Raw genomic sequence first — 11324 nt, forward strand, 5'->3', positions numbered from 1 at the left:
GGGGTCAACTCCTGTGTTGAACGTTGACGACGGGGTTATCCGACTCCGCCGTTTGCTGGCCGCCCGAGGATAAACGCTTGGCCTGGTACATCGCCGCGTCGGCGGCGTTGAGCAAGGTGCCAGGGGTGGCGCCATGATCGGGGTAGATCGCAATGCCGATACTGAGGGAGGTCAATACCTGGGTGTTGCCGGGCACGGGGATGGGCAGGTCCATGCTGGCGATGATCTTTTCGGCAATACGCTCGGCGTCTTGCGCCTTGTGCAACGGTGCCAGCAGGATGGCGAACTCATCGCCGCCCAGGCGCGCCACCAGGTCGTCTTCACGCAATTGCGCACGCACGCGCTCGGCGACGGCGACGAGGACGGCGTCGCCGGCGGCGTGGCCAAAGCTGTCGTTGATCTCTTTGAAACGGTCACTATCGAGGTACAGCACCGCCACCTGTTCCTTGGCCTTGGCTGCGCTGCGCAGGGCGCGGATCAAACGGCCTTCGAAGAACGCACGATTGGGCAGGCCGGTCAGGCTGTCGTGGTTGGCCTGGTGGGCGAGGGATTCGTTCTCGCTTTGCAGGTGGCTTTGCCAGGCTTCCATTTCGCCAAGCAAGGCATTGAAGTCACTGCCCAGGCTGTCGAGTTCGGCGATACGCGCCGGCGGCACGCGGCGGTCGAAGTCGCGCTCGCTGCGGGCGGCGTGGGCCACGGCGGCAAGGCTTTGCAGCGGGCCGGTAATGCCGCGCAACAGGCGTCGCGCCAGGTGTAGGGCAATCCACGCGCTAAGCGCGGTGCAGATGAGGATCCCGGCCAGGCCGCTGAGCAGGAAGCGCAGCAGGCTACCGCCATGGCCGGTGAGATGAATGCTGCCAATGGCTTTGCCTTGATGCAGGATCGGCTGGCTGATGGGTTGTTCGAGCAGGGTGTGCGCCAACTCCAACTCGACCCGGGAGAGCATGCCGGTTTCCGGGCGTACCCACTTCGCCAGCAGCTTGCCATTGGCATCGAAGACTTCGGCCTCAGCCACTTCTTCGGTGGAGGCGATCAGGCTGAGGGCTTCAGTGGCCGCCGCGCTGTCGTTGAACACCACCGCCGCTTCCACGGTGTAGTTGATAGAGCGGGCGATCAGGTGCAGGTTGTGCTCGGCATAGACCCGCAGTGCCAGTACGCCAAGCAGGGTCAGGGAAACACTTGCCAGCGTCACCGCCACCAGCGCCAGGATCATGTGCCCCCGGCCAATGACGGAACGCAGGGTCGGCCGCGCTTTGACGGCTGTCATGAGGCAGGCGCTCGGCGGCGGGACAACTGCAACACGCTCGGGTGAATGCGCACGCCGCTGCGGGCGACGGAGTCGAGGTTGACCTCAAACGACACCTGCTCATCGCTCACGCGCAGGCAGAACAGACTGCCCACGGTGCATTGGTCGCCGCCTTCGCTGATACTCAATACCGGATGGCCGATCAACGACGTGAACAGTTGGCTGCGCTCATCAGCACTGAGCTTGCCGATATACACCGCGTCGCACGCATTGACGATATCGGGATGGCTGGCCAGCAGGCGCTGCACCACTACCGGACGGCCGGTGGCTTGTGTGGTGCCTTTGATCAGGTCGTCGGTGTATTGGGTCGGGCCGACGATGCACAGGCGCAATTGCGCAGGTTCTACCGGCCAGCGCGCATAACTGAGGATACCGAGTACCACTTGCGTCACTGCCTGGGCACGCTGGGCGGCAAGGCCCGCAGGGTCGGGCGCCTGGGCGAAGGTGTATGGCGCGAACACGCACAGGACCGCCACCAGCAGCAGGCGTCTCCAGCTCAAACTGCGCTCTGTGGGCGAGACAGCCACGTTCATGCAGCGATTCTCTCAGGTGTTTTTTAGATGATGCCGCAACGATAGCACAGCGGCGGAAAACCCCGCGAAGAGTAGGTCTTCGCAGGGGGCGCTATTTTTCCAGAAAAATCAGGCGACTGAACCAGAAATCTGACATGACCTAGCAGTCAGTTATTTTCGGATTCGTGACCCAATTCCAGCATCAACCCACTCAAACGCTTGACCTTGCGCCTGACGGCTTCTTCAAACACGCCGCCTCGGGGCTCGATCAGGCTGAACCAGCGCTTGGCCCGGGTGATGCCGGTGTAGATCAGCTCTTTGGTCAGCACCGGGTTCAGCGCATCCGGCAGGATCAGTGCGGTATGGGTGAATTCCGAGCCCTGGGATTTGTGCACGGTCATGGCGTACACGGTTTCCACATCGTTCAGACGGCTGGGCAGCACAAATCGCACACCGCCTTGGCCGTCATTGCGTGGGAAGGCCACGCGCAACACCTGGGGCCCGCCGTCGCTTTCGGGCAGTTTGAGCGCGATGCCGATGTCGCCGTTCATCAGGCCCAGGCCGTAATCGTTGCGGGTCATCAGCACCGGGCGGCCTTCGTACCACTGTTCATCGCCTTCGATCAGCCGCACCTTGCGCAGGGCGGCGGTGATGCGCAGGTTCAGGCCCTCCACGCCCCAGGGGCCTTTGCGTACCGCGCAGAGCAGTTGGAAAGCGTCGAAGGCTTGCAGCAGTTGTTGCGCCCAGTGGGTCCAGGCTTGGCTTTCACGGGGCGTATCCGGCGACGGGCGAGCGCTCTGCAACAGGTTGAGGTAATAGCGATAGCCCTCAGCACCGTCGCCCTGCCCGTCCAGCACTAGGCATTCGAGGGCGTGATCGTGTTCGCCCTTGAGGCTGACGCAGAACAGGTCAGCGTGACTGCGTGCGGCGAGCAGCTTGCGGGCTTCCTCTGCGTTTTGCTGGTTGACCCAACGCGCCAGTTGGCCGATGCCACTGCCTTCGCCGAAACGTCGCGAGTAACGCAGCATTACCACCTGCTGGGCCAAGGGGTGGCTTGCGTCGAGGTCTTCCTGCAGGCCGCTGGCGCTGAGGTCTTCGCCGCTGACGGCTTGCAACCATTGCCGGGTCTCGGCGCTGTAGAAACCGGCTTCGGCGTCGCGGCACAAGTCACCGAGGACAGCGCCCGCCTCTACCGACGCGAGTTGGTCCTTGTCACCCAGCAGTACCAAGCGTGCGTGGGGCGGCAAGGCGTCGAGCAGGTTGGCCATCATTTCCAGGTCGATCATCGAGGCTTCGTCCACCACCAGCACATCCAGGGGCAATGGATTGCCGAGGTGATGACGAAAATGCCGTGTGCCTGGGCGACTGCCCAGCAAGCGGTGGACGGTGGTGACCTGGGTCGGGATTTTTTCCTTCACGCTGTCCGGCACTTTCAGTGACAGCACTTGTTGGCTGATTGACTCGGTGAGGCGTGCGGCGGCCTTACCGGTGGGGGCGGCCAGGCGAATGCGCAATGGGCTGCCAGATTCCACAGCCGGCGCCTGCAACAGCGCGAGCAGGCGCACCACGGTGGTGGTTTTGCCAGTGCCAGGGCCGCCGGTGACGATGCTGAATGCGCCGCGAGTGGCCAGGGCGCAGGCGAGCTTTTGCCAGTCGATCACGCCGTCAGGCGGCGGTTGATCGAACAGGCTGTTGAGGCGCTGCGGCAAATCGACGGCCACGTTTTCCTGGGTGGCAAGACGCAGGCGCAAGGCACTGTCGATGCGCCGTTCGTAAGTCCAGTAGCGGCGCAGGTACAGACGCTTGCCGGACAGGACCAGAGGACGACTCTGCGCGGATTCGCTGCCATCGACCGCCAGCGCGACCAGATGACTGGCGGCCAGTGCGTGGCACCAGTGGGCGCCGTCCAGGCCTTCCAGTAGCTGCGACGGCAACAACATGGCGTCGGTTTGCAGATCGCCCTCTGGCGGCAAGGACAGGGCAAAATCCGGCGCCTTGAGGGTTTCGAACAAGTCGAGGCAGACGTGACCATGGCCCAATTGGTGGCTGGTCAGCGCGGCGGCCAGCAGCACCAGCGGGTCGGCCTGAGGGTCAAGCTCGTGCAGGAAACCAACGAAGGCTTTGTCCAAGGCACGCAACCAGCCACGATCGACCCAGCGCTCCAGCAGTTGCACCAGGTCAGCGGCGCGGCTGAGGGGCATCAGCGCCTCCAGCGGTAGCGGCGACAGGCTCATAACAACACTCCTTGTTCCCAGGCGGGCTCAACCTTGGGCGGGATGGGCTTGCCCTGGAACAGCAGGTCCAGGCCTTCGATCAGTTCCCGCGGCGGTCGGGTGAAATACGCGCCCTGGCTCGCGGACTGCGTGCCCCGCAAGAAAATGTACAGCGCGCCGCCGATATGGTGGTCGTAGTCGTAGTCCGGCAGGCGCGCCTTGAGTTGGCGGTGCAGAGCCAGCAGGTAAAGTACGTATTGAAGGTCGTACCGATGATCAAGGATCGACTGCTCCATGGCATCCAAGGTGTAGGCCGAATCGTCGGGGCCCAGCCAGTTGGATTTGTAGTCGGCCACGTAATAGCGACCATCATGTTCGAAGGTCAAATCGATGAAGCCCTTGAACATGCCGTTGAGCAGTACAGGTTCGGCGGCAACGCGGGAAGCGCCGTTGTGGGTGAATTGGCACACCAGTTTGTCGACGGCGAGGACATCAACCTTGTGGCTGGCGAACCAGAACTCCATCTCGATCTGGTACTGCTGCAAACCACTGAGGGAGACGTGACCGTTATCCACAGGCAGTGGCGTTTGCAGCAGGTGGCCGAGCCAACTGCTGAGGGTGATGATCCAACCTTCCCAGTTGCGCCGGTTGCAGCGGGCGCCCACGGCCTTTTCGATGGCTTCGGGCGTAACGTTGAAGCCGTCCTCCCCTGCCCATTCCAATAGACCGTGGAGGAAGGTCCCTGGGTTAGGACCGCGTGGGAAACGGTGAATATCGCCGCCGGATGCCGCTACTTCGCGAGGTGCATCGGGGTCGAGGCGTTCGTCATCGAACAGCTTTTGGGCCTGCGGGCTTTCCGGTGCTTCGAGCGTGGCGGCGCTCATGCTGTCGCCAATGCGCAAGGCGCTGTAGGAGGCTATCCACCAGTTTTCTGCAGCCTTGCGCTTGGGCAGCAAGGGTGCTCGCAGTGTGGCTTCGTTGCGCGGTGGGTGGAAAAGGATGTCTTGCGCTTCGGGCACCTGGGCGTAGTTGATTGCGGTGCAACCTTCTTGAAGGTCCAGGAGCCAGCGCGCCAAGCCGGCGGACTCACCCAACAAGGCTCCAGCGCCGAGCAAATAACCTAATGCAGAGAGGTGCAGTACGGAGCTGTTGTTGTTGCCACGCTTGAGATCGGCGATACCCAGCCAGCACGCGTGTTTGGCGCGGGTCAGCGCGACATAGAACAGGCGCAGGTCTTCGGCCAGGCGCTCGTTGTCGGCCTTTGCGATCAGCTCAGGCGTAGGACGCAGGCTGACCTGGGATTTGCCGTTTTCATCATGGTAATGAAGGGGCAATCGGCTGCCATCCACCGGTTTGGCTGAGCAGATAAAGGGCAGGAAAACCAGGTCGTATTCCAGGCCTTTGGATTTGTGGATCGTCACGACCTTGACCAGTTGCTCATCACTTTCCAGGCGCAGGATCTGTTCTTCGCCCGCCTGACCAGAAAGTGCCAGGTGTTCGGCCAGATGGCGGATCAGTGCCTGTTCGCCGTCCAGTTCCGATGCGGCCTGTTGCAGCAATTCGCTGAGGTGCAGCAGGTTGGTCAGAACACGTTCGCCATCACTGCGCGCGATCAGGGTTTGCGGCAGTTTGAAGTCGTGAAGCAGACGACGCAGCATCGGCAGCACGCCTTGGGTACGCCAGATCGCGCGGTAGCCCCGGAACTGCATGACGCGGCTTTCCCACGCCAGTTCGTCCTGGTTCAGACGCTCCAGTTCCGGCAGTGACAGGTTCAGGGTGACGCAGGCCAGTGCGGCGCGCAGCGGGCGCTCGACATCCGGCTCGGCGCAAGCCTTGAGCCAGGCCAGCAGGTCGTGGGCTTCCTGGGCGGCGAAGACCGAGTCCTTGTCGGACAGGTAGACGCTGCGCACGCCACGGCCGGCCAACTCGGCGCGCACGGCCTGGGCCTCTTTTCCGTCGCGCACGAGAATGGCGATGTCTGACGGACGCACGCCTTTGAAGCTGCCGTCCGGTTGCAGGAAACCTGCGCGGCCTTGCTGCCCGCCGTTGAGCAATTCAACAATGTGCGTGGCACAGGCCGCCGCAAGTTGCTGACGATACAGCACGTTGGAAACCGGCTGGTCAGTAGGCAAGTGCCAGAGGTTCATGGCTGGCAGCGTTTGGCCATTTACCTGCAATTGTTCTTTGCGTCCCTGGGACAGTACCGAGTGGAACGGCACCGGGTTTTCACCATCGGGCTCGCGGAACAGGAACGCGCCGCGACCTGTTTCCGCACGCTGGAACACGTGGTTCACCGCCTCGACCATCGCGTGGCTGGAGCGGAAGTTGGTACCCAACGTGTGGTGACGACCGGTGGTGGACTGACGGGCGCGCAGGTAAGTGTAGATATCGGCGCCACGGAAGGCGTAGATCGCTTGCTTGGGGTCGCCGATCAGGAACAGGCCACTGTCGAGGTGGTTGTCTTCGATGCGGTAGATGCTGTCGAAGATGGCGTATTGCACCGGGTCGGTGTCCTGGAACTCGTCGATCAGGGCTACCGGGAATTGCTCGCGGATCACACTGGCCAGGCGTTCGCCGCCGTCGGCTTGCAGCGCAGCGTTCAGGCGGATGAGCATGTCGTCGAAGCCCATTTCGGCGCGACGGCGTTTTTCTTCTTCAAAGCGTTTGCCGACCCAGCCTGCCGCGTGCTGCAACACGGCGGCGTCGGGGGTTGGCAGCGCATCAAGCGCCGCCTTGAGGCCGGCCATGGCGTCGATACCGGGATGCTGCGGCGGTTCGCCTTTCCAGGCTTCGGCCATGCCGTCGGGTGTCAGGCGCGTGAAGCCGGTGCCGATGTCGAGTTGTTCGAGGGTTTCGTCAGCGGCCCAGGCGCTGATCTTTTCGAACCACGGCTCGAAGTAACGGGCTTGCATCTTGCGACCGTCGACAGCTTTGGCGGCTACGGCTTGCAGGCAGATATCGCGCAGCTCTGCGGCCCATTGTTGCCAGGGCGCCTTTATGGCTGTCAGCGCTTCACGGCGTTCTTGCAGGCAGGCCGTGATCAGTTCGGCGGGCTCGCGGGTTTCATCCGTCGGCCGTTCACTGCCGAACAACGCGCGCACTCGCGGCATCAACGCGGCGGGACCACCCCAGTTGCTGCGCATCCAATTGAGCGCATCGTCGTGCATCGGGTAGCAGAACAGTCGCCAGTAATCGCGCAACACTTCGCCGAGCAAGTCGCTGTGATCGGTTTCCAGGGTTTGGGTGAACAGGCTGCCGCTGTCGAAGGCGTGCTCGCGCAGCATGCGCTGGCACCAACTGTGGATGGTCGAGACGGCGGCTTCGTCCATCCACTGGGCGGCGATGTCCAGGCGATTGGCGCAGGCTGGCCATTGTTCGGGTAGGTAATCTGCGCGCAGATCGGCGATCAGGGCATCTGGCTGTTCAATTTCTCCGCGAAAAAAACGCGCGGCTTCGGCCAAGCGGATGCGGATGCGTTCGCGCAGTTCTTTGGTGGCGGCATCGGTGAAAGTCACCACCAGGATTTGCGGTGGCAGCAGTTCGCGGCCGAAGCCTGATTCATCGCCTCCGTGGCCCAGGACCAGGCGCAGGTAGAGAGCGGAGATGGTGAAGGTTTTGCCGGTGCCAGCGCTGGCTTCAATCAGCTGGCTGCCTTTGAGCGGGAAGGCCAGGGCCAAGGGTTTGCTGGTCATGCGCCGGCCTCCTCGCCTGTGAGTGATCGCCACGGGGCATTGAGCAGCGGGCGATACAGGGTTTCGCACCAACCTTCGAATTCTTCGCTGGCGATGAGCGTGGCGTAGTCGGGGAATTGCCGGGTGAGCGCCGGGGTTTCGCGGCGCTCACCATCGGTGGTCAGGCCATCGCCTTCGTAAGCTTTGCTGGCGGCCGCCTGGGCCTTGGCAGGATCGGTTTGGCTAAGCCAAGCGAAAGCGGTTTTGACGGCGACGGGCAGCGGTTGGCTCATCCCGGTATGCCAGGCCAGCAATAGGTTACCGAGTAGTTCCTGAGCATTGGCTTTATCCAGCGGCGGCAGCAACAGAGTGTCATCGCTGGCCACCAAGCCGGTGCTCAGCGGCAGGCCGCAGGCGCAGGCAACCACGTGATTGACCCAGGGACGAATCAGGCGATGCCACTTGCGGGTCTTGATCGAGCCGATGCTGTTGGGGATGGTGGTAACGCTGAGCAACCCGCCATCGCTGCGTCGATGCAGACCACTGATCCAGCCTTCCAGCTGCACGCCATTATGCTCAAAACTGACCGGTTCGGCACCGGTGTGTGGGGTGGGCCAGAGGGCGAGCATTTGCTGATAGCGCCGCAACAGATCGGGTAACGGCTCGATCAGCTCGTTGCGCAGGCATTCGCCGAAACCCACCATCGGCAGCAGGCCACTGCCCTGCAGGCGCAGGGCTTGGGCGTTCAGGACCTGGTCCAAATGATCGGGTTGGCTGAGTGCTGCGCTCAGCAGGCTGTCACTCAGGCTGTAGCGTTGCAGGGCATCGAGGACGAAGGGTTCTTCGTCGGCCAGTGGCACTTCGGCGGCTTCGAAGAACACTTTCAGGCGTTGGCTGAAGAAGTGTTTGACCGGATTGCGCAGGAAGTCTTGAAGCTGACCGAGGCTCAGGGCTTCGTCCTGTTGATACGGCGTGAGTCCGCCTTCTTTCAGGATCGCATCCGGCGTTTCGTGCAGCAATTGCCACTCACGGGCGTAGCTGAACAGCGCGTCGCCCTCATGGAAGTAACGGGCGCTGAACGGTTGCAGTGGGTGCTCTTGTGTCATGGCGTCGATCAGCGGTTCATCGCCATTAGCGTGGTGCCAGCCGCTGGAGAGGTGGTCACGCAGTTGGCCGATGAGTACCGACGCAGGGCGGTCACTGTTATCGCGGATGCTGCGGCCCACCCAGCTTATGTACAACTGGTCGCGGGCTGACAGGAGCGCTTCGAGCAGCAGGTAGCGGTCGTCTTCACGCCGTGAACGGTCGCCGGGGCGGTAGTCGCTGCCCATCAGGTCGAAGTCCAGCGGAGGTTGGGCGCGTGGGTAATCACCATCATTCATGCCGAGCAGGCAAACGAGCTTGAATGGGATCGCTCGCATGGGCATCAAAGTGCAGAAATTGACAGCCCCGGCAAGGAAGCGTTGGGACAGGCGACCTTGGTCCAGACCCGCGAGCCAGGCTTCGCGGACTACGGTGAGAGGTAACTCGTCCTGCAGGCCTACAGATTCGCAGGTTTCCAGCCAGGTTTCCCTGAGTTGCTCGAGTTGGCCCAGGAGGTAGTCATCGTGTTCGCTGCTGGGCAGGAAGAACAGTTGCATCAGGCGTTGCAGGCGCTCGCCCCATTCCGCCGGAGCAGCAGGCAGTGACAGTGCTTGATGTGCGTCGTTGAGTGCGTCGAGCAAAGCGACCAAAGGCCCGATGAGCGCTGCGTCGAGGCCACCGATTTCATCGTAGGGCTCGATACCTTCACACGCGGCTCCGGTGCCTACGGCGTAACCGAGCAACATGCGGCGCAGGCCGAAACGCCAGCTGTTTTGTTCCAGCTCCTTTGGCAGACCCAGGCCGGCACGTTGTTCGGCGTTGAGACCCCAGCGGATGCCGGCACCTTCGATCCAGCGATGCAGCGTAGTCAGGTCGCGCTCCTTGATGGCAAAGCGTTCGCGCAGGGCCGGAACGTCGAGCAGGTCGAGGATCTCGCTGACGGGGAAGCGGCTGTCGGGCAGTTTCAGCAGGTGTTCGACGGCGATAAGCAGCGGGTCGCGGCCGCGTTGGCCCTGGTCGGTCAGGGTGAACGGGATGAAGCGTGGGTCATTGCGTTCGAGTTGGCCAAACACGGCGCGAATGTGCGGCGCGTAGCTGTCGACATCAGGGACCATGACGATGATGTCCCGGGGGCGCAACGTAGGGTCGGCGCTGAAACGTTGGAGCAATTGGTCGTGGAGAATTTCCACTTCACGCTGGGCGCTGTGGGCGATGTGGAAGCGGATTGAGGTATCACGCTCCAGATCGACAGCAGGCCATAGGTCGCGGGTTTCATTGAGTGGACGCAGTTCCAGGATGTCGTCCTGGAGCTGGTTGAGCAGTGTGGTGGGCTCGCTGTCACTGAACAGGTCGATGCGACCATCGCGGAATGCAGCGCGATAGCTGTTGGGGTCGTCGTAGCTGTCCAGCAGGCTGATGTAGTCACGGCCTTGCTTGCCCCAGGCGGCCAGTAGCGGGTGGGCGTGCTGGTGCAGGGTTTGTGGGTCGATGGTGACCGGCATGCCAGCTTTACGCGCTTGGCGTTTGTATTCGTTACGCAGCAGGTCTTTGTCGGCGACGATGTCGGACCAATGGTGGCGGCAGGGGTTATGCACGCAGAGCAGGATTTGGCTGAATCGCGCGAGGCCCGCGAGGGCTTCCAATGCCTGGGCGGGCAATGAGGAGATGCCAAAAACGATGACTCGGGATGGCAGGCCCGCGGGCGCTGTTTCCAGTGTATTGATGCGCTCGATAAAACGCTGGTGAACGCCGGCGCGGCTTTCGGCCATGCCTTCTTCACCGACATCCAACAGCAGTGCGCGCCATAGTTCGGCTTGCCAGCAGTTGGCTGGGTTGAGCGATTTTGACTCGCCTCGACCGTTGCGCAGTTGGTGGCGACCGGCAGCCCAGTCTTCGAGCCAATCGGCGCGGTAGACCTGATATTGGTCGAACAGGTCAGCCAGGCGCTCGGCGAGTTGGTAGCGTTTGCGCAAATCGGTGTCGTGGGTCAGAAAACGCTGCAGCGGTTCAAAGTGCGGTTGATTGATAAGCTCCGGAAGCAGGCGCATGAGGCGCCAGGTCAGCGGGGCTTTATCGAGCAGGGACTTGGGCGGAATTTCATCTTTGCCCAAGACCATGCGGTAGAGCTGCCACATAAAGCTGCCGGGCAGTTGAACATCAATTGCTGCGGCTATTCCGCAACCGCCCATGTCGTCGTCTTCCGGATCTTCAGCCAAGGCCAGCTTGAGCCACTGGGCGATGCCGTTGCTTTGAACCAGGGCGATCTCGTTTTCCAAGGGCGCCAGGGGATAGCGGCGCATCCAACTGACCACCAGGCTGCGCAGTTCGTCCAGGCGGTTGCCGTGAACCACCATGAATCCAGGGCTGAGGGACGTCGCATCCGGCATAACGGCTTCCTTGGGAAAAGCAAAAATCGAGGGTGCGACTTTAGCACTGTGGGCAGTTGTTGGAGGAATTGGGATGTTAGCTGTCTTTTCGACCGCCCAAAACAAAACCCCATCTGCTTTCGCAAATGGGGTTTCGGAATTTAATCTTGACG

5 protein-coding genes are annotated in these 11324 nt (G+C 62.2%); all 5 read right to left on the reverse strand.

Annotated elements, in window-relative coordinates; translation table 11 throughout:
• Nucleotides 1-4: 4 nt before the first annotated feature.
• The 5 genes from dgcN to recC all read right to left on the reverse strand — a co-directional run bounded on the left by dgcN (nt 5) and on the right by recC (nt 11172).
• A complete protein-coding gene (gene dgcN, locus HX868_RS16480) occupies nt 5-1267 on the reverse strand; it encodes a diguanylate cyclase DgcN/YfiN (protein WP_177003589.1) in 1263 nt (420 codons plus the stop codon).
• Entirely contained in the window at nt 1264-1839 is a 576-nt protein-coding gene (yfiR, locus tag HX868_RS16485) for a regulatory sequestration protein YfiR (protein WP_177003590.1), read from the reverse strand. Before yfiR ends, dgcN begins: the two co-directional genes overlap by 4 nt.
• A gap of 146 nt (nt 1840-1985) precedes the next feature.
• Entirely contained in the window at nt 1986-4052 is a 2067-nt protein-coding gene (gene recD / locus HX868_RS16490) for an exodeoxyribonuclease V subunit alpha (RefSeq protein WP_177003591.1), read from the reverse strand.
• Nucleotides 4049-7723 (reverse strand): exodeoxyribonuclease V subunit beta, encoded by a 3675-nt coding sequence (gene recB, locus HX868_RS16495; protein WP_177003592.1) that lies wholly within the window; start codon nt 7721-7723, stop codon nt 4049-4051. The genes recD and recB overlap by 4 nt, the downstream gene beginning before the upstream one ends.
• Nucleotides 7720-11172 (reverse strand): exodeoxyribonuclease V subunit gamma, encoded by a 3453-nt coding sequence (gene recC, locus HX868_RS16500; RefSeq protein ID WP_177003593.1) that lies wholly within the window; start codon nt 11170-11172, stop codon nt 7720-7722. Before recC ends, recB begins: the two co-directional genes overlap by 4 nt.
• Nucleotides 11173-11324: the final 152 nt, after the last annotated feature.

The organism is Pseudomonas reactans, from assembly GCF_013385825.1.
Lineage (GTDB): Bacteria > Pseudomonadota > Gammaproteobacteria > Pseudomonadales > Pseudomonadaceae > Aquipseudomonas > Aquipseudomonas reactans.

Excerpts from the sequence above, each read along its gene's own strand:
- dgcN (WP_177003589.1), bottom strand. The coding sequence starts at position 1,267 with ATGACAGCCGTCAAAGCGCGGCCGACCCTGCGTTCCGTCATTGGCCGG.
- yfiR (WP_177003590.1), bottom strand. The coding sequence starts at position 1,839 with ATGAACGTGGCTGTCTCGCCCACAGAGCGCAGTTTGAGCTGGAGACGC.
- recD (WP_177003591.1), bottom strand. The coding sequence starts at position 4,052 with ATGAGCCTGTCGCCGCTACCGCTGGAGGCGCTGATGCCCCTCAGCCGC.
- recB (WP_177003592.1), bottom strand. The coding sequence starts at position 7,723 with ATGACCAGCAAACCCTTGGCCCTGGCCTTCCCGCTCAAAGGCAGCCAG.
- recC (WP_177003593.1), bottom strand. The coding sequence starts at position 11,172 with ATGCCGGATGCGACGTCCCTCAGCCCTGGATTCATGGTGGTTCACGGC.